The sequence below is a fragment of the Hoyosella altamirensis genome, assembly GCF_014191505.1.
Classification (GTDB): Bacteria; Actinomycetota; Actinomycetes; order Mycobacteriales; family Mycobacteriaceae; genus Hoyosella; species Hoyosella altamirensis.
Window position 1 is genome coordinate 1,257,070 of the sequence record NZ_JACHWS010000001.1, and the last position, 20,298, is coordinate 1,277,367.

Annotated in this window: 20 protein-coding genes; 13 read left to right on the top strand and 7 right to left on the bottom strand. The window is 63.0% G+C overall.

Features of this window, described 5'->3' with window-relative positions:
• Positions 1-4 precede the first annotated feature (4 nt).
• From FHU29_RS06130 to FHU29_RS06180, 11 genes are read left to right on the top strand one after another with little or no spacing between them, the layout of a single operon-like run.
• Entirely contained in the window at positions 5-979 is a 975-nt protein-coding gene (locus FHU29_RS06130; RefSeq protein WP_064440804.1) for a PDR/VanB family oxidoreductase, read from the top strand.
• A gap of 38 nt (positions 980-1,017) precedes the next feature.
• Positions 1,018-1,980, top strand: coding sequence for a VOC family protein (locus FHU29_RS06135; RefSeq protein WP_064440803.1), 963 nt, complete (start codon positions 1,018-1,020; stop codon positions 1,978-1,980).
• Positions 1,970-2,767, top strand: coding sequence for an alpha/beta fold hydrolase (locus tag FHU29_RS06140; protein ID WP_232322984.1), 798 nt, complete (start codon positions 1,970-1,972; stop codon positions 2,765-2,767). The genes FHU29_RS06135 and FHU29_RS06140 overlap by 11 nt, the downstream gene beginning before the upstream one ends.
• Positions 2,764-3,507, top strand: a complete 744-nt coding sequence (locus FHU29_RS06145; protein WP_064440801.1) for a 3-oxoacyl-ACP reductase family protein — start codon at positions 2,764-2,766, stop codon at positions 3,505-3,507. The genes FHU29_RS06140 and FHU29_RS06145 overlap by 4 nt, the downstream gene beginning before the upstream one ends.
• A gap of 9 nt (positions 3,508-3,516) precedes the next feature.
• Entirely contained in the window at positions 3,517-4,305 is a 789-nt protein-coding gene (locus FHU29_RS06150; protein WP_064440800.1) for an SDR family oxidoreductase, read from the top strand.
• Positions 4,306-4,317: 12 nt separating this feature from the next.
• Positions 4,318-5,979, top strand: a complete 1,662-nt coding sequence (locus FHU29_RS06155) for a thiamine pyrophosphate-binding protein (protein ID WP_064440799.1) — start codon at positions 4,318-4,320, stop codon at positions 5,977-5,979.
• Positions 5,976-6,551, top strand: a complete 576-nt coding sequence (locus tag FHU29_RS06160) for an alpha/beta fold hydrolase (RefSeq protein WP_083962365.1) — start codon at positions 5,976-5,978, stop codon at positions 6,549-6,551. The genes FHU29_RS06155 and FHU29_RS06160 overlap by 4 nt, the downstream gene beginning before the upstream one ends.
• On the top strand, positions 6,548-6,766 hold the full coding sequence (locus tag FHU29_RS06165; protein ID WP_013807299.1) for a recombinase-like helix-turn-helix domain-containing protein: 219 nt from the start codon (positions 6,548-6,550) through the stop codon (positions 6,764-6,766). Before FHU29_RS06160 ends, FHU29_RS06165 begins: the two co-directional genes overlap by 4 nt.
• A gap of 1 nt (position 6,767) precedes the next feature.
• Positions 6,768-7,808, top strand: a complete 1,041-nt coding sequence (locus tag FHU29_RS06170; protein WP_064440798.1) for a Rieske 2Fe-2S domain-containing protein — start codon at positions 6,768-6,770, stop codon at positions 7,806-7,808.
• Entirely contained in the window at positions 7,809-8,117 is a 309-nt protein-coding gene (locus FHU29_RS06175; RefSeq protein ID WP_064440797.1) for a hypothetical protein, read from the top strand.
• Positions 8,114-8,518, top strand: a complete 405-nt coding sequence (locus tag FHU29_RS06180; protein WP_064440796.1) for a RidA family protein — start codon at positions 8,114-8,116, stop codon at positions 8,516-8,518. The genes FHU29_RS06175 and FHU29_RS06180 overlap by 4 nt, the downstream gene beginning before the upstream one ends.
• Before the next feature lie 5 nt (positions 8,519-8,523).
• On the opposite strand, the gene helR is transcribed toward FHU29_RS06180, so the two are convergent.
• Positions 8,524-10,659: an RNA polymerase recycling motor ATPase HelR gene (gene helR / locus FHU29_RS06185; RefSeq protein WP_064440965.1), complete on the bottom strand. Its 2,136-nt coding sequence runs from the start codon at positions 10,657-10,659 to the stop codon at positions 8,524-8,526.
• Between the two features lie 231 nt (positions 10,660-10,890).
• On the opposite strand from helR, the gene FHU29_RS06190 reads away from it, so the two are divergent.
• Positions 10,891-11,781 (top strand): ParB/RepB/Spo0J family partition protein, encoded by an 891-nt coding sequence (locus FHU29_RS06190; protein WP_064440795.1) that lies wholly within the window; start codon positions 10,891-10,893, stop codon positions 11,779-11,781.
• Positions 11,782-11,918: 137 nt separating this feature from the next.
• Positions 11,919-12,566, top strand: a complete 648-nt coding sequence (locus FHU29_RS06195) for a metallophosphoesterase family protein (protein ID WP_157095176.1) — start codon at positions 11,919-11,921, stop codon at positions 12,564-12,566.
• A 193-nt stretch (positions 12,567-12,759) separates the two neighbouring features.
• Here the strand turns inward: FHU29_RS06195 and FHU29_RS06200 are convergent, their stop codons facing one another.
• From FHU29_RS06200 to FHU29_RS06225, 6 genes are all read right to left on the bottom strand, one after another.
• Positions 12,760-13,923, bottom strand: coding sequence for a sn-glycerol-3-phosphate ABC transporter ATP-binding protein UgpC (locus FHU29_RS06200; RefSeq protein ID WP_183377482.1), 1,164 nt, complete (start codon positions 13,921-13,923; stop codon positions 12,760-12,762).
• A gap of 66 nt (positions 13,924-13,989) precedes the next feature.
• Positions 13,990-14,829, bottom strand: a complete 840-nt coding sequence (locus FHU29_RS06205) for a carbohydrate ABC transporter permease (RefSeq protein ID WP_064442698.1) — start codon at positions 14,827-14,829, stop codon at positions 13,990-13,992.
• A complete protein-coding gene (locus FHU29_RS06210) occupies positions 14,826-15,764 on the bottom strand; it encodes a carbohydrate ABC transporter permease (protein ID WP_221194683.1) in 939 nt (312 codons plus the stop codon). The genes FHU29_RS06205 and FHU29_RS06210 overlap by 4 nt, the downstream gene beginning before the upstream one ends.
• Positions 15,761-17,056 carry an ABC transporter substrate-binding protein gene (locus tag FHU29_RS06215; RefSeq protein WP_183377483.1) on the bottom strand — a complete coding sequence of 432 codons (1,296 nt, stop codon included), beginning with the start codon at positions 17,054-17,056 and terminating at the stop codon, positions 15,761-15,763. The genes FHU29_RS06210 and FHU29_RS06215 overlap by 4 nt, the downstream gene beginning before the upstream one ends.
• A gap of 174 nt (positions 17,057-17,230) precedes the next feature.
• Positions 17,231-19,231, bottom strand: coding sequence for a beta/alpha barrel domain-containing protein (locus FHU29_RS06220; protein WP_064442134.1), 2,001 nt, complete (start codon positions 19,229-19,231; stop codon positions 17,231-17,233).
• Positions 19,232-19,332: 101 nt separating this feature from the next.
• Positions 19,333-20,226: a DNA-3-methyladenine glycosylase family protein gene (locus FHU29_RS06225; RefSeq protein ID WP_064442144.1), complete on the bottom strand. Its 894-nt coding sequence runs from the start codon at positions 20,224-20,226 to the stop codon at positions 19,333-19,335.
• Between the last annotated feature and the right edge of the window lie 72 nt (positions 20,227-20,298).

The window sequence follows — 20,298 nt, forward strand, 5'->3', positions numbered from 1 at the left end:
AGCAATGAACGAGCCCGTTGAGTCCGCGTCGGTACGGCACACCCTGCGCGTCAAGCAGAAGACATGGGAGGCCGACGGCGTGATCAGTCTCTCCCTGGTCGATCCCTCCGGCAGGCCACTGCCTACATGGGAACCCGGCGCCCACGTCAGCCTCCGCCTGCCCAACGGACTTGTTCGCGAGTACTCGCTCTGCTCAAGCCCGCACGATCCGTTCGTCTGGACAGTTGCGGTGCTGCGAACCCCCGATTCACGTGGTGGCAGCAGCTATGTCCACGAAACACTCTCCGTGGGTGAACTAGTCGAGGTGGAGGGGCCACGCAACGCGTTCCACCTCGAAGAAGCGCGACGCCACGTCCTCATCGCGGGCGGGATCGGTGTCACACCGATCCTGGCGATGGCGCGCAGGCTCGAAGAACGCGGCGCCGACTGGACCATGCTGTACACCGGCCGGTCACGCTCGACAATGGCATTCGCTGACGAAGTGAAGTCCTTCGGCTCGGAGAAAGTCACCATTCACGCCGACGACGAGTCTGGCGGTGCGTATCCCGACATCCGCGGGATGCTCCACGCGCTGGATCCCACGTCACTGGTGTACTGCTGCGGGCCCGAGCCACTCCTGCAAGCTGTGAGCGACGCGATGACCAACGCGTCATTGTTGCGAGTTGAACGCTTCAAAGCTCCGGAGCGTACGGCGAGCGACGATGAAACAAGTACCGGCTTCGACATCCTCTGCGAGCGGAGCGGTACACGCGTCCCAGTTGCGGAGAACGAATCCGTGCTCGACGCGCTCACCGGTGCCGGTGTGGAGGTTGAGTCTTCGTGCACCGAAGGGATCTGCGGGACATGCGAAGTGCGGGTCCTCCGCGGCGACGTCGACCACCGCGACTTCCTCATGTCACCAGAAGAGCACGAGGCGGAAGGAACGATGTTCGTCTGCGTTTCCCGGTGCCGCTCCAAAGAACTGGTCCTTGACCTCTAGATCTTTCACCAACCCACCGAAGAAAGGACCGGCACCCGATGTACAACACCAGCGCCCCCATCTGCCGGCTGCGCGCGCTCCGCTCGGTTTCCCTCAAAGTCCCCAACCCCGCCGCCTCAAAAGACTTCTACGACGAGGTGTGGGGCCTGGCCACCGTAGAGGCTGACCAAGACCGGTTCTGGCTGCGGGGCACCGGAACTCAGCATCACGTGCTGCGCCTCGAGCAAGCCGAGAACAACGCGCTGGGCGGTATATCTTTCGCTCTTGCCACTCCGCGGGAGGTGGACGACGCCGCGCGCCAGCTCGAGAAGCTCGGCATCCCGTTGCTCCGCGCACCCGGTCCGCTTGACGACGCGGGCGGAGGATACGGCCTGCAGCTCATCGACCCGGAAGGACGGATGATCGAACTTTCCGCCGACACGTTCGCGGTTTCAAATCAGGAGCCAGCTGGGCGTCGCGCCGTGCCCCGCAAGATAGCGCACGTGGTGCTGAACACCACCGACATTGACCGTGCCACCGCGTTTTACACCGAGGTCCTGGGGATGCGGATCTCCGACTGGTCAGAACACAAAATGGCGTTCCTGCGGTGCAACAGCGACCATCATTCCATCGCGTTCAATCAGGCCGACTGGACCTCGATCAACCACGTCGCGTACGAGATGGAAAGCGTCGACCATTTCATGCGCGGGATCGGCAGCCTCAAGACCCACGGCATCAGCCCGAAATGGGGGCCCGGCCGCCATGGCCCCGGTGACAACACTTTCTCGTACTTCACCGACCCCGCAAATCTGGTGTGCGAATACACCTCCGAGGTCGCCCAGATTGATGAGGACAGCTGGTTGTGCCGCACATGGAAGCGAACCGCGGAATTGTCGGACCAGTGGGGCACGGCAGGTCCACCCACCGCAGCGGTCCGCAATGCGATGGCCGGTGTCTCTGACACGGGGTACCGCGATGCGGTTCCAGCAGGCATCGACAACTACTACTTCGGTGGCAACTGAGATGCGCACCTCCGTCACCACCAGTGGCATCAACGTCGTCGTCAGGGGAGAGGGCCCACCTGTCTTCCTGATGCACGGAATCGGCGGAAGTGCACAATCGTGTGAACCCCTCGCAGGGATCCTCGCCGACAACGGGTACCGCACCCTGTGCTGGGACGCGCCCGGCTACGGTCACTCCGCTGATCCGGTGAGCACCGAAGACTTCGACCATGTCGAGGCTGTCGCCGAAGTGTTGCATTTCCACGACGCTGCACCGGCGCACATCTTCGGCACCTCGTGGGGCGGTGTCCTCGCGACGTGCCTCGCGGACCGCTATCCCGAACTCGTTCGCACACTGACGATCGCGGACAGCACACGGGGTTCCGCTGTGACATCGGAACGGGCGCAGGCGATGCGCACTCGCATCCGCGAGCTCGCTGCGCAGGGCCCGCGAGCGTTCGCCGCAGCCCGCGCCCCGCGCCTCGTCTCGCCGGATGCTGACTACAAGGTCGCGGCAGCAGTCGAAGCGGACATGGCGCGGGTCCGGCTGTCCGGTTACCGCGCCGCCGCGGAAATGATGGCACGGACGAACACGGCGTCAGTCCTGCACTCCCTCACGCACCCGGCGCTCGTGCTCGTGGGAGACGGCGATTCCGTGACCGGCGTCAGTGAATCCCGCCTCCTCGCCGACAGCATTCCAGGTGCGCAGTTCGGCCTGATTCTGGGAGCCGGACACGCGGCCTGCCAGGAGCGTCCCGATCGGGTCGCGGCCCACATGCTGCGATTCCTCGAAAGGAACGAGAAATGAGCCGACTGACAGTCGTGACAGGGGCGGGCCGCGGCCTCGGTTATGCAATAGCCGAACGCCTCGCCGCGGCGGGTGACCATGTCGTCATCGCTGAACGTAACTCTGAGAATGCAGTACTCGCGGAGAAGCGGCTGCGCGCGAAGGGCTACCGCGTCACCAGTGTTGTCACCGACATCTCCGACCGGGACTCAGTGCGTGAACTCGCTTCCGTCACTGAGGAACTTGGTGGCGTGGATGCTCTGGTCAACAACGCGGCACTCGCGGACGGAGTGGGCGGCGACGCGTTCTGGGAACTCGACGAAGATTTCTTCGAACGTGTACTGCGTGTCAACACCTTCGGGACGTGGCTCGTGTCGAAACACCTGTACCCGCAACTCGCGGCGCAGGCTCGCGGTGCGATCGTCAACGTCGCCTCGGACGCCGCCCTCTACGGTTCTCCCCGCCTCGTGCACTACACCGCATCCAAAGGCGCGGTGATATCGATGACCCGGACAATGGCACGCGACGCTGGACCGCACAACGTGCGGGTCAACGCCGTCGCGCCCGGCCTGATCCGCGTCGAGGCCACCGAATCAGTACCCGCGGACCGCTTCCAGCTTTACTCCGATAATCACGTCCTTCCCCGCGAGCAGACCCCGGAGGACGTCGCAGGCGCTGTCGAGTACCTGCTTTCCGAATCAGCCGGGTTCATCACCGGCCAGACGCTCGTCGTCGACGGCGGCTTCGTGATGGGCAACTAGGGAGCACATATGGACCTCAACCTCAGCGGCCGGACGATAATCGTGACGGGTGCCAGCTCTGGCGTAGGACTGGCGACGACGCGGCTGTTACTCGCCGAAGGCGCCCAGGTGGCGGCGTGCGCGCGAGATGGCGAGCGTCTGCGCACCGTCCTCAGCGATCTGCCCGGGGCGTCGCCCCACCGGCTATTCACCGCAAGCTGCGATGTCACCGACCGTGATTCCGCGCAACGCTTCACCGACGCGGTCCTTGGCGAATTCGGCGCGATCGACGGGCTGGTGTGCAATGCAGGGCGGTCGCTCATGGCAACGCTTGACGATACTGACGATCAGGCGTTCCGCGACGAATTCGAATTGAAGATCTTCGGATCCTGGAACATGGTTCGAGCCGCACGGAAAGCCCTCGCGGCGTCCGGCGCTGGCTCGGTGGTGAACGTGAACGCGATCCTGTCCCGGCAACCTGAGAGTCGGCTTGCGGCAACATCCGCGGCCCGTGCGGCGCTGCTGAATCTGACGCACACGCTTGCCGAAACCCTCGCGGAAGACGGCACGCGCGTCAACTCGGTTCTGCTCGGGCTGATCGACACCGGGCAGTGGCGGCGACGGTTCGAAAGCTCCGGTACCACTCTCAGCTATGACGAATGGAGCGCGGAGATCGCGGCGAACCGCGGAATCGCTCTTGGTCGTTTCGGCAACGCCGATGAAGTTGCGTTCCACATCGTCACCCTCCTCTCGCCGCGCAGCAGCTACACCACCGCAGCCACGATCGACGTCGGCGGCGGCGTCGCCCGGTACGTCTGAAAGCGAATCAACATGACAGAACAACGCGAACCCACCGGTGGCGACGTCCTTGTCCGAGTGATGAAACGTCACGGCATCGACACCGCCTTCGGTGTAATCAGCATCCACAACCTTCCACTCGTCGAGGCAGTCGACCGTGAGCTCACTTTCGTCGCGGTCCGGCACGAGGCGGCTGCGGTCAATGCCGCCGATGCATACGCCCGGGCCAGCGGGAAAGTGGGGGTTGCGCTCACCTCGACGGGGACAGGCGCCGGCAATGCGGCCGGATCCATGATCGAGGCACTCACGGCTGGCTCCCGGGTCCTACATGTCACGGGCCAGATCGACAGTGAATTCCTCGGCAGCAATCGCGGCGTGATCCACGAGGTGCCCCGTCAGCTTCAGATGCTCGACGCTATTTCTGGATACGCAAGCACCATCGTCGACGCACGTGACGCTGAGCGGGAACTGGAAAAGGCGATCGAATGCATCACCACCGCGCCTTCCGCGCCAGCCAGCATCGAATGGCCAAGCGACCTTCAGTACCTCGCACGTCCCGAAGATCAGCATCCGGTTAACCGGCCGACTCCGGTCCCGCTGGCCACCGCAGACGACGAGAACGTGGATGACGCGCTCCGGCTGCTGGCCTCTGCGGAACGCCCTCTGATCTGGGCAGGCGGGGGTGCCGCAGGTGCAGGCGAGGAACTCGCAGAACTTCTGCATCAGGTGGGCGCCGGTCTGCTGACCAGCAACTCAGGGCGCGGAATTGTGCCCGAGAGCGATGAACTCGTCATCGGGAACTTCGCATCCGCTCCTGGCGCTGCTGGTCTCATTGCGGACGCGGATCTGTTGCTGAGCATCGGCACCCATTTCCGTTCGAACGAAACAAAGAGCTACCATCTGCAGCTCCCGAAACCGCACATCCAGATCGATATCGATCCTCTGGCGGTGGGCCGGGTATATCCCGCGGATGTCTCACTGACTGGAGATGCTCGTACGGTCCTCGGCCAATTGCTCAGCGGACTCCCGGCGCGCGAGCCGAACCGCGAATTTACAGCGCAGGTAACACAGACTCGCGAGGCGGTCCGCGCTGCACTGACCACCCAGATCGGCGGCTATGCGGAGATCTGCGACTCGCTGCGCGACCAGTTGCCAGCTGAGTCTGTGGTGGCACGCGACGTGACGATTCCGTCAAGCCAGTGGGGCAACCGGCTGCTGCCGTTCTTCGACCGCGGCACGAACATCTTCCCGCTCGGCGGAGGTATCGGTCAGGGCCTCGCTATGGGTATCGGCGCGGCGTTCGCCCGGCCCGACGTGCCCACGGTGGTTCTCGCCGGTGATGGCGGTCTGGCTGTACACCTCGGCGAACTCGCGACCCTGGCTGGTTCTCAGGCCTGGTGCGTGGTGCTGATCTTCAACGACGGTGGCTACGGCGTATTGCGGAACATGCAGCGGGCGAATGGCTTCGCGCGCAGCGGCGTCGACCTGTACACCCCCGATTTTGGACTGCTAGCGCAATCACTGAACATTCCCTACACACTCGTGCGCGGTGCCGGTGTCTTCCCTGACGCCCTGCGCAGGGCCCTAGAGCACAGGGGGCCCACGATCATCGAGGTCGACGTTGAAGCCCTCGACCCCGCCCCGCAGGAATTCACGCCACCTGTTCACATTCCCGTCGCGAAGGGACGGTCATGACAATTGTCTGCCTGCATTCCGGTCCGGGGGCTGCGGAATTGTTCGCGAGCCAACTCGGTGCGTTTGATGGGTCCGCCTGGGAAACGCCCGCGGAACTGACGCTGCGGCCCGCTGTCGACTCGAGTGTCGAAGAGTGGGTCACTGCCGCGGCCCATGTCATTGCCCAGACCGACGACGGCCAGCGTCATGTCCTTGCCACGGGGGAGGCCGCGTTCGGGGCGATCATGCTCGCTGCCGAGCACCCCGGTCTTGTGACGAGCCTTGTCCTTGGGGATCCCGTGGTCGATGAATCCGATGACAACTACTGGCGTCAGATGAAGCGCGTCCAATGTCCCGCCCTGGTGGTGGCGTCCGCGCCGGACCGTGCGACTGACGTCGCACAGGCGCAGTCAGTCGCGGGAGGCATCGCGAATGGGGTGTTCGTGATCATCGACGGATGTGAAGCACCCGCACACAAGAACCGGGACAGCTCGTTCAACGAGTGGCTCGTCTCGTTCTTTGCGATCGCTGAGGGACTGCGGTCGCTCTCAGACCCCAGTGAACCGAACCAGCCTGCAATGGAGGAAGTATGAGCACCCAGTATCTCGAAGTTCACCAGACGCGGAGCGGTGACCTCAGTCCGTACGAGGAAAAGCTCGCGGGGTCACTGATGGAGATTTTCAGCCGCGGAACCCACGACTTGGCTGGTGTCGTTGACGGCCTCAACCGTCTCGGCCTCACCGCACCTGATGGAAATACCTGGACAGAGGCGAACTTCCGCGCCGAAATGAAACGACTGGGAGAATGACATGAAGGTCAAGAAAGTTGTCGGCACCCGCAAAACACTCGACGCCGCAGAGCTCGCGGCAACAGGGCTCCGCGACCGCTGGTACCCGATCTACCCGTCCAGGTTCGTCAAACCCGGAGGCATGACGAAGGTGACGCGTCTCGGCGTCGACTGGCTGCTGTTCCGTGACGCACGCGGCAAGCTCTACATGATCGAAGACCGCTGCCCGCACCGGAGCGCGCCACTCTCGGTCGGACAGCATCTCGGAGATCGCATCGCGTGCCGGTACCACGGTGTTCAGGTCGACGGCACCGGAACCGTAGTGTCAGTCCCCGGGATGCCCGGTTGCGCGCTGGAAGGCAAAAAGGCCACTGTTTCACTCGAGGTAGCTGAGGCCGCAGACACCATTTTCGCCTTCATTCCGCTTACCGAAGACTCGAAACCAACGCCTTTTGCCCTGCCGGAGCGGCTCGCCGATGAGGCGAACTCCTGGTTCCTGAACTACGCCGAATGGGCCGGGCCATGGCGCTTCTACATGGACAACGTGCTGGACCCGATGCACGGTGCCTTCCTTCACCGCGATTCGCATTCGATGTTCGGTGGCGACGTCTCCGCACGCTTCCGGATCCGGGAAACCGAGCGCGGCTTCTTCTTCGAGAAAACTGACCAGCGGGGGGTGAACTTCGATTGGGTGGAATTCTGCCGGGGTGCGATGGATTACGTGGACCTCGAGATCCCGTACGCGGCGTCAGCCGGCCCGGGAGGGGTCTTCGGAATCGTTGGAATGGCGACGCCGATCGATGAGAACAACTCCGCCATCTTCCATTGGCGGACCCGTCGTGTGAGTGATTGGGAACGTGACGTGTGGCGCTTCTTGTTCCGCGCGAAACTCGAGGAGAACCATTGGCAGGTACTGGAGCAGGACCGCATGGTCCTCGAGGCGCTGGCAGCGGACGCCGACGTCGACGAGCATCTATATCAGCATGACCTCGGTGTGTCGCGCATCCGCCGCCTGTACCGGTCGGACGCGAAACAGCAGGCTGCGGCATTGGCAGGGGAGTGAATGCTGCTGACGATCCTTCTTCGGCACGATCAGACTCAGAACCTCGAGCAGCTGCAAGGCAAGCTCGACGACGCAGACTGGTGGCACGGTTTCCCGCCGGACGGGTGCGAAATCGTGTCCTGGGTCGTCGCAATGGGAATAGGCCAGATTGTCACGCTCCGCCTAGACGCGAGTGATCTGGGGAAGGTGAACGTGGAACTGGAACGGCGCGCATGGGGAGTTTTCAGTACGGAGTTTTATCCGACGTACGATTTTCTCCCCGTCCGCCAGCGACTGACTCGCGAGTCTGATCAGAGGAAGAAGGCATGACCCGAGTTTCCGCACCGTCGGTGCCCGAGCCGCCGCGGCCGGGAATGTTCAGCAACGCGCGCGTGCACTCTCAGCACTTCGTCATCTCAGGTATGCACGCGGGCACCGCTGCCGGACCCATTGGCGGCGAGGACACGTACCTGCAGGCGCGCGAGGCCTTCCGCCGCGTTATCGCGCTCACTGAAGCGTGCGGAGCGACCGCGAATGACATCCTCATACTGCGCGTCTATCTGACCGACATCGCTGACAAGGTGGCAGTCGGGAAGGCGCGGGCGGAGGTCTTCACCGGCGACTTCCCGTGCTCGACGCTCGTCGAGGTGTCACGCCTGGTCGAACCCGGACTGAAAGTAGAGATCGAGGCACAGGGCATCATCGGGGCGGCGGCGGCGCATCGCGGTTAGCCTGCCTAGCTGCTCGTCAGGATCACGAGTTGCTGAGTTGCGCGGGTCATCGCGACGTAGGTATCGACAGCTCCTTCGATGCCTGTTCCGAACTCGTTGGGGTCGATGAGTATGACGAGGTCGAACTCGAGGCCTTTCGACAGCTCGGGGGTGAGCGATCGGACGCGGGGATGCGCACCGAATGTCGCAGCGTCGATTCTGCGCGCACTGATGATGCAGGCGACTCCTTCAGCATTCGCGGTGAGCCAGTCATCGAGGATCGGGCCTAACTCGGCGGCCGCTCGATGGACGACAGGGATACCGCTGTGCCGCACGGAATTCGGCACGTTCGCGTCGGGCAGCACCGCCCGGATTATCGGCTCGGCTTCGTACATGATTTCTTCCGGCGTCCGGTAGTTGATGTTCAGTGATCTGTGGCTGATGCTCGTGAAGCCGAGCCGCTGGAGCCTCTCCTGCCACGTTTCGGTGAATCCGTGCCTTGCTTGTGCGCGATCGCCGACGATGGTGAAGCTGCGAGAGGGGCAGCGGCGCAACAGCATATGCCACTCTGCGTCGGTGAGTTCCTGTGCTTCGTCGACGACGATGTGCGCGAACGGGCCTGCAAGCCGGTCTCGCACAGCGTCCGGTGCCGCGGTTTCGTCGACGAGGGCATCGCGCAGGTCTCGGCCACGCAGCATCGGCATCAGGCCTTCGCCGTCGTCATATTCGTGTGATGCGATGAGCTCGTCGACGACCCTGTCCATGTTCGCCTGCTCGGCGGCGAGGGCGGCCTGCCTGCGACGCTGTCGTCGTGACTCTTCCGGATCGCCGAGCCGTTGCCGTGCTGCGTCGAGGAGTGGAAGATCTGCCACGGTCCACGCCTGGGCGGGCGGGCGGTGCAACTTCTCCACTTCCTCGGGAGTGAGCCAGGGCGCGCACATACGCAGGTAGGCGGGTACCGACCACAAGTCGCCAACCACTTCAGCTGCGTCGAGCAAGGGCCAGGACTTGCTGAAAGTAGTGGTCAGTTCCTCATTCTGCGCCAGTTCCCGGCGCAAGAGTGCTGCTGGTACGTCACCGTCGCCGTGCTTATCGATGAGAATCGACAGCAGCGCCTCCCAGACCTCGTAGCGCGCGTCATTGTGTGGGGTGCCGAGTTCCGCCGCGTCGAACGCTTCCGCCCAGTCTGCGGCGCTGAGCCAGATATCAGCCCAGTAGGTTTCGACCAGCAGCCCCTCTGACGGTGGCGTCTCGTAGAACCTGACGGCCGTCTCGATTGCCTTCACCATCGCCGCAGAGGACTTCAGCAGCGCCACGTCCGGGTCGTTCTCGATCGTCGCGGCAGCGCCTTCAGCGATGAGTTCCCGCACTGTGCAGGTCCGTACGCCCTCCTCACCGAGACTGGGGAGGACGTCGGCGATATAGGCCAGGTAGGGCTGGTGCGGGCCCACGAACAAAACTCCGCCGCGGTGGTGACCGAGCCGAGGGTCAGCGTAGAGGAGATAAGCGGAGCGGTGGAGCGCGACGACGGTCTTTCCCGTGCCCGGACCGCCGTCGACGACTAATGCGCCGCGCGATCCCGCACGTATGATGGCGTCCTGGTCGGCGGCGATGGTCCCTAGCACGTCTCGCATCCGGGGAGACCTGCTGCTGCCGAGACTTGCGATGAACGTAGATTGATCGTCAAGCGCGGCATGCCCTTCGAGCCCCTCCGGGGTGAAGACCTCATCCCAGTAGTCGCTGACGCGGCCCTGGGTCCAGCGATATCTGCGGCGACTGATTAGGCCCATTGGTCTGGCGTGTGTTGCTGCGAAGAAGGGTTCCGCCGCTGGGGTGCGCCAGTCGACCAGCAGAGCGTTGCCGACGCGGTCCGTGAGTCCAATCCGGCCGATGTACAGAGGCCGGGATCCGTCTGCGCGGACGATGCGCCCAAGACACAGATCGAGCCGGAAGCGCTGCAGGACACGCAAGCGAGCGGTAATCCGGCGGATCTCGAAGTCGCGGTCCATCGCCTCGCGCCCGGTACCCCCGGGGGCCTTGCGCTGGGCGTCGAGCTGGTCGGACAGGTCGGTGAACTGCTGCTCGAAGCTCTCCGAGATAGCCGCGAAATGCTGATCGTCGCAGGCAATCAGTGCCGGATCCGATTTGGGGGCGAGATGCATGGGAATGCTGAACGCGGTGGTGGTCACCGAGAGATTCTGCGCCCGTACCGGGGTCTTGCGGCAAGCCCCCGGGTCCGCTATAGATTGAAAGGGGCAGGGGGTTCCCAGGTGTGGCAGCGAGTTCCGCCATTTCACTTCAGTCTGTTCGATCACGTTCACGAGATCTCACCTAGCGGACGACGTAAAGTCGGATGTGTCTTAGCGACTTTGATGGAGTAAGAGTTAAAGAAAATGGCGCGTGATACCGGCTTCCCTGCAACTGATGCAGAATTCGATTTCGCGCGGCAGCGACGCCGCGCTAGCCTGTCCAAGCTGTCGAAATGGATGTTGGGGCAGTCTGCCGACGTCAACAGCATCCTGCCCTTCGACGAGGTGGTTTCGGCGTTGGGGCGGCGTGAAGAGCGCCAGGTCGGTCTTCGTGTGATCGATGTTGACGACATCGTCGGGTCAGTTGATCGCACCAGGGACTTTGACCACAGATTCCGCCCGACCACATCGCGGACGCGTGAACGGTGGGAACGGCTTGCCGTGGCGCAGCGGCGGGGCGAGGCGATTCCGCCAATCGACGTGTATCAGGTCGGCAACATGTATTTCGTGGTCGACGGCCACCACCGCGTGTCCATCGCGCGTGCCGTGGGCATGAAGAACATAGAAGCGTATGTCACGGAGATTCGGACAAAGCTGTCGCCCGAGGGTGTGCACCGCCGCGGTGACATCGTCAAGAAGGACCTGCGCCGCTTGTTCGTCGAACGTGTTCCACTTGCCCAGCCGGATCGTGGCAAAGTGAAAATGACGGACCCGTGGGACTACCCGAAACTAGCCGAAGCGGTAGAGGCGTGGGGTTTCCGCTACATGCAGCAGCAGCGTGTGTTTTTCGACCGGCAGACGATCGCGAAGCGGTGGTTTGACGAGGAGTACACGCAGATCGTTGAGATGGGCCGTGATTGCGGAGTCCATATGGATAAGACCGACGCTGAGCTGTACATGTGGCTGACGAACGAACGATATCGCATGATCCGGTCGCACCGGTGGGACGAGAATGTGGCTCGGGAACTTGTCGCGAAGTCGATGGGCCGCAAGTCGCGAGCGGAACCGGGGCCCCATCGCCGCCGAAGGAGTTAGGCCAGTTGTAAAACTAGCCCGGCAGCCCATGAGTGCACTAGGGCATATCATCCCATGATTGTGTTCTGCGCCACAGAATTCCGTACCATAGGCGTATGGTACGGATATTAGTTGTTGCAGATGAAATTGTTCCAAGTTTGTATAGTCCGAGTGTCCAAACAATTAAGCCGGATCTCATCGTCGCCGCAGGTGACTTACCGTGGGATTATCTCGATTTTCTGGAATCCTCACTTAATGTCCCGCTAGTTTTTGTCCCAGGTAATCATGATCCCGAAGTAGAGAAGAAGAATCGTTCGGGCCTGTGCATGCGTGATGGCATGCCGTGTAGCTCGGTGCAGCCATATGGTGGCATCAACGTCGACGGGACGGTGGCGGAGGTTGCTGGATTGCGCATCGCCGGACTGGGTGGATGTGTACGCTATCGCCCCGGCCCGAATCAGTACTCTCAGCGACAATACGCATGGAAAGCGCGGCGGCTCGTGCGCAAGGCACGGCGCGCTTTTGGCCGGGATTCCGGTATCGACATTCTGCTCACGCACGCACCGCCATTCGGGCTCGGGGACGAACAGGACCGGCCACATGTAGGAGTGCACGCGTTGCATCGCGTGCTCGCTGAACTGCAGCCACGCTGGCATTTGCATGGCCATATTCATCCCTACGGGGTTGCGCGCCCCGATCGGCAGGTCGGACGAACGACCATTCGCAATGTTGTGCCGTGGAAGATCATGGAAATCGAACCCGCGTCCACGATCTCCACAGAACACCGCACTGTTTTGTCGGGGTGAGTAGCTCGGGATATTCGACGCTAGTCGACGTCATGAGCGCCCGCGGTCAAGTGGCCGAGCACGAAGCCAGGGGCTCACCTTCGGGGGCTCCGGCCAATGCAGTTTATTGTTTGCCTGCCTTTGAGCGACAGCAGTGAGTGGTGTCGCTGAGAGGTGGGCAAACAGTTGGGGGCTGTTGGTGCGGGCGTTGGGGTCACCTCTCGGTGAGGTTTTTGCCTGTTTCTGTGTCGAAGATGTGGATTTTTTCGGGGTTGAGCCAGAGTTGTGCGGGGTGGCCGGTTTGGACTGGTGAGGCGGCGTCGAGGCGGGCGGTGATTTGGGTGCCGAGTTCCATGTCTTGGCCCATGTCGCGGGCGAGGTCGTCGAGGTCGGGGGAGTGGGCGCTTTGGCCGTGGACTCGGAAGTAGGCGTAGATGTCGGAGCCCATGGATTCGACGAGGTCGATGGTGACGGGGAATGTGTGGCCGGGGGTGTTGCCGGTGAGGGTGGCGTCTTCGAAGTGTTCGGGGCGGGCGCCGATGATGACGTTGCGGTCGGTGCCTGTGGTTTCGAGGGTGCGGCGGATGCGGTCGGGCATTTCGATGGTGCCGAGGTTGCTTTTGAGGGTGTTGTTTTCGATGGTGGCGGGGAGGAAGTTCATGGAGGGGCTGCCGATGAATCCGGCGACGAAGAGGTTGGCGGGGTGGTGGTAGAGCTGGGTGGGGGAGCCGACTTGCTGGACGATGCCGCCGCGCATGACGACGACGCGGTCGCCGAGGGTCATGGCTTCGGTTTGGTCGTGGGTGACGTAGAGGGTGGTGGTGCCGAGGGTTTTCTGGATTTGGGCGACTTGGGTGCGCATTTGGACGCGGAGTTTCGCGTCGAGGTTGGAGAGGGGTTCGTCCATGAGGAAGGCTTTGGGTTTGCGGACGATGGCGCGTCCCATGGCGACGCGCTGGCGCTGGCCGCCGGAGAGGTTTGAGGGTTTGCGGTCGAGGTGCTGGGTGAGTTCGAGCATGGTGGCGACGTCGTCGACTTTTTGTTTGATGGTGGTTTTGTCGGTGCCGGCGAGGACGAGGGGGAAGGCGATGTTCTCGGCGACGGTCATGTGGGGGTAGAGGGCGTAGGACTGGAAGACCATGGCGATGTCGCGGTCTTTGGGGGCTTTGTCGTTGACGACGGTGCCGTCGATGCGGAGTTCGCCTTCGGTGATGTCTTCGAGTCCGGCGACCATGTTGAGGGTGGTGGATTTTCCGCAGCCGGAGGGGCCGACGAGGATGATGAATTCGCCGTCGGCGATGTGGAGGTTGAAGTCGTCGACGGCGAGTGCCCCGTCGGGGTAGCGCTTGATGACGTGGTCCAGGACGATCTCGGCCACTGGGGGGCTCCTTTGCTGAGGTGGTGCGGTGGCGGTGCCGGAGGCTTCGCGGTGCGGGGGGCGGGGTTAGCCTTTGACGGCGCCGGAGGTCAGGCCAGCGACGATGCGGCGCTGGAAGAAGAGGACGAAGATGACGATGGGGATGGTGATGATGACCGCGGCGGCGGCGATGGCGGCGGTGGGGCGTTCGAAGGTGGTGGCGCCGGTGAAGTAGGACAGTGCGGCGGGCACGGTGCGGGACGCGCTGGTGGTGGTGAAGGAGATCGCGAAGAGGAAGTCGTTCCAGCAGGCGATGAACACGAGGATCGCGGTGGTGAAGACGCCGGGCATGGCGAGGGGGGTGATGACTTTCCGGAATGCCTGGTAGGGGGTGGCGCCGTCCATTTTGGCGGCTTTTTCGAGTTCCCAGGGGATTTCGCGGAAGAACGCGGACAGGGTGTAGATCGCCAGTGGGAGCGCGAAGGTGACGTACGGGATGATCAGGCCGAGCCAGGTGTCGAAGGTGCCGATGGCGGTCTGGATCTGGAAGAGGGGGGTGACGAGTGCGATCTGGGGGAACATGGCGATGAGCAGGGACACGGCGATGATGGTTTTTTTGCCGGGGAAGTCGAGCCGGGCGATGGCGTAGGCGGCCATGGTGCCGAACACCAGCGCGATGAAGGTGGAGATCAGGCAGATGCCGATGGAGTTGATCAGGGCGCGGATGAATTCGTAGTCGGTGAAGATCTGCTGGTAGGACTCCGCGGAGGGGGAGCGGGGCAGGAAGTTGCCGTCGTTGAGGGTGCCGGCGTCTTTCAGGGACAGGGACACGATCCAGATGACGGGGATGAACGCATACAGCAGGACGAGGATGTTCACGCCTGTCCACATGGCTTTGCGCTGGGTGGTTTCTTTCTGGTAGCTCATCTGCGATCGTCTCCTGCCCCTGGTGCCGCGGCCCCGAAGAGCTTGATGTATATGAACGCGATTATCGCGATGCTGATAAAGATCAGCACGGACATGGTGGACCCGATGCCGAGGTTGAGCCCGCGTATGAGGTTGTTGTACGCGAGGATCGACACTGAGGCGGTGTCGTTCGCGCCGGCGGTGAGCACGAAGATGTTGTCGAAGATGCGGAACGAGTCCAGGGTGCGGAACAGCAGCGCGACCAGGATGGCGGGTTTGATGATCGGGACGGTGACCCGCCAGAACCGCTGCCAGGCGTTCGCGCCGTCCATGGACGCGGCTTTGAGCAGGTCTTCGGGGACCAGCGCGAGCCCGGCCATTAACAGCAGCGCCATGAACGGGACGGTTTTCCATACTTCGGACAGGATGATGATCCATAGTGAGGACCAGCGTTCGGTTAAGGGTGCGGAGTCCCCGGCCAGCCAGCCCAGGTTCTGGGTCCAGGCGAAGCGCCAGGAGAACGCGGCGACCACGGTCACGATCGCGTAGGGCACCAGCGCGGAGGTGCGGACCAGGCCGCGGCCGACGATGGTGCGGTGCATGACGATCGCGAGGAGCATGCCCAGCACGAGCTGGAAGAACGTGCCGATCACGGTGATAAACATCGTGACACCGAACGCGTTCCACCAGATCGGGCTCGACAGCACGGTGATGTAGTTACCGAGGCCGATGAATTCCTGATCATCCGGGGTGCGCAGGTCGGACCGGAAAAACGACAGCCACACCGCGTAAATCAGCGGGTACGCCGCCACGGCGAGCATCACGATGATCGCGGGGGCGCACAGCAGCAGACCGAGGCGCCGTTCGGCGCGTTTGCCTTCGCTGTGGCGCTGCTTCGCGATCGCGGTGCCGGTGTCCGCGCCGAGCGCGGCCGGGCCAGCTGAACTCGTGGTCATGGCAGGATGCCCCTTCCTTCCAGGGTGTCCTGAATGCGATCGCGCAGCTCGTCAGCTGTCGCCTCAGGGTCAATCGCCGCCGGTGGTGACAACGCGGACGACACGATCGTGGAAATGTTCTGATAGAACGGTGTTTTCGGCCGCGGGACCGCAACCTCAAGCTGCTCAAGCAAAATCTCATACATCGGATACGCTTCCTGGAACTCAGGATTCTCGTAGATCGTCACATTGACGGGCACCTCACCGGCGTCGAGTGCTACTTGGAGCTGGTTTTCCGGGCTCCGCAGGCACATCGCGGCGTCGAACGCCTCATCCGGATGCTCGCTATACGTACTGATCGCGTAATTCATCCCGCCGAGCGTGACGCTCGGGGTTTCCCCAGCCACCACCGAGGGATACGGGGCAAATGCGAGATCCTCGTACACCGCTCTGGTGCGGGCGTCGGTCTCGGCCGCGCCACGCATCGCGCTCAGGACGTAGGGCCAATTGAGTGCGAACGCCGAACGGCCCTGCTGCAACTCAGCGAACACCTCCGGCTCCTGCGCGTTGGACAATGACGCACTCGCGAGCCCGGAGCGGGCATATCGCTGGAGAAGCTCAAGCGCTTGCACAGTGTTCTCGTCGATGGTGGCTTCGGTGCTGTCCTCATTGACCAGATCACCGCCGAACGAGTTCAGCAGCGTGTTGAACCCCACGACCAGACCCTCATACCGCGCACCGGTGAACCCGATCTCGTAAATCTCGCCGCGATCCCGCAGGTCAGACGCCATCTCGAGCATCTCATCCCACGTTTGCGGCGGTTCCGGGGTCAGCGACGGCCGATACCAGAGAAGCTGCACGTTCGTGTGTTTCGGGATGCCGTACAGCACGTCCTGCCAGGTCGCGGTGTCGATCGGGGGCTGCAGAATGTCGGCAGTAGCGAGTTCCGCCTGCTCGGGTGTCAGCTCCCGGATCCAGCCCGCTTCCGCGAACTCCGCCGTCCACGTCACATCCATCCCCAGCAGATCCATACCCGAATCCCGCGACGCGAGCCGGCGCACGAACTGCTCACGCTGACCGTCCGCATCCGCGGGCAGGAGATTCCCCTGAATCCGGTACCGGCCCTCAGCAGCCTCATTACACGCAGCAATGATCCGGTCAAACCCCACCGCTGCAGTGCCGCCGTATACGTTGACAACCACCGTGTCATCCGACGCGCACGACGCTAAACCCACAGCCAGCGCCCCGGCCGCTGCCGCCGCCGTGACTTGCCTCCACCTATGCGAGCGCACCCTGTGGAACGATTGCTCCATGCTTCGCTCCTAGAAGTTAAGTTCATTATGCGGTGATGTACATCACAACGGTCCTCCTTCGTTCGCGTCGGCAAACAGCGCTTTACTGCCACTGTTACCGGATCGTTATGATCTTGACGGCGCATTCTGCGACTATCGAAAATTGGGTTTACAGTTCTTGTGCCGCCGTCTAATTCAGAACTTGAGCGCCTCGCATGAGTGCGGCATTGAGCCGGAAGAAAGCGCTGCGTCGGGGTCAACCCACAAATCAGGAAAGCGGTCCGGGCGGGCGCCCGCTGAAAGCGGCCGCCGCAACAAAGCCAGCCCTGTGAAGGCGTAGAGCCCGATCGCGATAAAGGGTGCGAGGTGCCCAAAATCGTTATAGCCGATGACGGGGTGTATGCCGATCGCGGGCACGAGCGCTGCCGCCAAGGCGGCGCCGACAGTGACGGCCAGCGACCGCGCACCGGGCCGCAATCCACACCACACAATGGGTAGCAGCGCGATGCCGGCGGCGAGCAACATCGCCCCGAACGCAAGCCGGTCCGCCGCAATGAAGGCGCTGAGTTGCTCGCTCACCTGGCTCAGTTCGTCAGCGCGCACGCCGAGGTATTTCACATCCTGGGGGACAAGCACAGCACTATGTCCGACAGTGGTGATGAGCAACCCTCCGACTACCAGTCCAAGCCCCGAGAGGGCAAGAAGCACGCGCCCGCGGCCTGCCGGGCTCCACAGCCAGGCAGCCGCGCCTGGGCGCATGAGCGTGCGGATACCGCGTTCTGCGTTCGGAAGATCCCTGAAGGAAAAAGCCAACGAGACAAAGAAGAGGACCGAAGCTGTAACGATTACTGCGGTCTTGTCAGTGCGCTGTGGAAGCGTGGCCAAATGAGCGCTCAGCAGACCCACCGTGGCGGCGGACCCCGAGAGAAGAAGCGCCCACCACGCCCACGATTTACCCTCACGCAGGGGGCTTAGCGTAAGCCAGGCCCAGAGGAGTCCCAGGCAGACCATTGCCCCCGCGAGATTCACGCGGTTATGAACAATGAATGCCGCCAGCGGCCCATCAGCGTTCTCCACTGCAGCGGCTGAAATATTAGCTGCGCCAAGTTCACTCGCTAGCCATCGCCGGGTCGCGGCGAGACTCGACATCAAACCTGCCAACCCGGCAAGTACCAGCAGGCCAGCCGCAATTCCGAGACCGGCCAGTGCGGAGCGGCGCACGTCGTCCACCGCGTGCGCCGGCGGATGCGCGGGACGTATAAGTCCGTGCGACTTGCGGGAAACACGGATATTGGTGTTGATGCGACGGGGCAGACCTGGCCCCGCGAAGATGAGGCCTTCAAAAAGGGCCAGTAAGTCCGCACCGTTCTGCAGGGCGGCCCTGGCGTCATCGGGAGTCATGATCCCGGGCCCGGCCACTACTGCCAAGTTTTTCCCAAAATGGCTGCGCAACAATCGTGTGAGCGCTGCGGCGCGCTCACGTAAGAACGGGCCGTGCTCACGGCCCCCGGGCAGCAGATGCGTGCGCGCACCGCTGAGAACAAGCCCAGCGCACCCAGCGGCGAGGGCATCTTCACCTAGCCGTAAAGCTTCATCGGGCGACAGGTCTACCGGCAGCTGGACCAAAACGGGTCGATCCGTCACAGTGGCCCAGTCAGCCAGGATCTCACGCGAATCGGCGTTCGGGACGATGTAGGCATCTGCCCGAGAACCGAGTTTCGCAAGTACCGCGGTGACGTCGGGTCCGGTGACCGAAACGAAAACCGGTCCGCTTCGCGATAGCCCATCTTCGAGTTGGGGAATAACGTCGTCAACATACGCCGCATCTGCGACGCTGGTCAGAATTCCGCACAGCGAATGCATCATTCGGGTCGATGAAGCACCCTTGGGGCGTTGTTCACTCGACACCGGGCCGACCACGGTGAAGCCTGCACCGAGGTGACGCCACATCCGGAGGCCGCTGCCGTCGAGGTCCACATGCTGGCCGACACCTGCGGGCGAAGCGAACCGCAGACCCATCACGGTCCGCGCGACACTTGGAGACGGCCGAGCCGACGCCATAAACTCGAAAAGCCTTCGCCCCCAGACGAAATTACCCTGAAAGCTCACTGCATTCACCGTGAGCCTGCGAGCGAGCGTGGCCGAGAGAAGTCGTGTGACGATGGGACGGTAGACCACGTAGGTGTAGTCAGGCATTGGAACCCCCAGGGAGCCTGCTCGGAGCGAATACTTCGATGCTCCCGCGCAACTGAGGTGACGGCTAGAGACCCTAGGGGGAGGGTGTGACCCACCTGCGTTCAGTGCGCGCGGTGATCGGTGACAGGTGTTCGCGGCCCGAATTTTGGCTTAAAAGCCAGACCGCTCGACTCGAGCAACAGGACAGCTCGGTACCTGTGCGGCCGAAGCGGCTCCATGTATTCGAGCATGCGGTCGTCATCGAGTGGTCTGCCGAGCAGGGTCCAGCCGATCATCGCGGCGAGATGAAAGTCTCCGACGGACAGAGCGTCTGCGTCACCTAGCGCGCGCTGAGCAACCTCAGCCGACGTCCACACGCCGACCCCAGGGATAGTTTGGAGATGCTGTCGGGCAACTGCGGGTACAAGGTCGGCGATACGCTCCAGTTGCTCACCAGCGCGAGCCGCGGTGACAATCGTTTTCGCGCGTCGCGGATCTACGCCAGCTTTGTGAAATTCCCACGACGGTACGCGGCGCCACGCGTTAGCCGACGGCGGAACCCACATGGGCCGAGGCGCTGGCCCTGGAGCCGGGGTACCGAACTTGCGAACCAGGCGGCGCCATGACGCACGTGCTGCGATCCCGTGCACGCGCTGTTCGAGAATCGCAGGCACCAGTGCTTCGAGGACGCGGCCAGATCGGCAGATTCGCACGCCGGGACTGCGATGCTGCGCCTCAGCGAGCGTCGCATGCTGAGGTGCGAAGGTATCCGGTTCGTCTGCGGCGCCGAGGAGCGCAGGCACTGTCGTCGTGAACTCTTCCGCGCCGTCTCCCCACGCGGCGACTGAAACGGTGCCTGCGTCAAGCTGGCTGATTCGATAGGTTGCAGATCCAGACGGCATCAGCGTCGTACGCCAGATCGCACCGTCTGGCGCGTGAAAGTGGCACGGATCCCCGGCGCCGCGCGCCAGCGGGCGCAGTGTCGCCGCGACATTAGTCGGATTAGCGACCGACATAGTGAGCACGACTTAACGATATCCATCACCTCAGCAGACCAATCGTGCAGTCTGCAGCGAATGCAGGCGTTA